We start from the raw sequence: 298 nt of genomic DNA on the forward strand, positions 1-298 counted from the left end.
GGAGCGGCGCGAAGGCGCCAACGGGGGCTTCGGTCAGGCGTCCTTCCGGGGGTGAAGGGCAACCAGCAGGAAGCCGCCGGCCAGGCCCAGAGGCTCGAAGAAGCCATTCGCCGCCATGAAGCGCTCCGGCCCCGGCGGCAACGACCAGAAGCGGTTGGCGATGCGGGTGGCGGCGAGGGTGAAGACCATGAGCGCCAGCGCCCCCGCCCGGCGCCCGCGGCCGCCGAGCCCCATGGCGCTGGCGATCAGCTCGAGCCCGATGGTGGCGGCGGCGGGGTGGCCCGGCAGCGGCAGGCCG

Annotated in this window: 1 protein-coding gene; it reads right to left on the minus strand. The window is 75.8% G+C overall.

What is annotated here, in order from left to right:
- Positions 1-33 precede the first annotated feature (33 nt).
- Positions 34-298: DoxX family protein (locus tag AC0IW9_RS30530; protein WP_471652062.1), on the minus strand; the 265-nt coding region annotated here is incomplete at its 5' end.

The organism is Belnapia sp. AC561 (assembly GCF_979252845.1).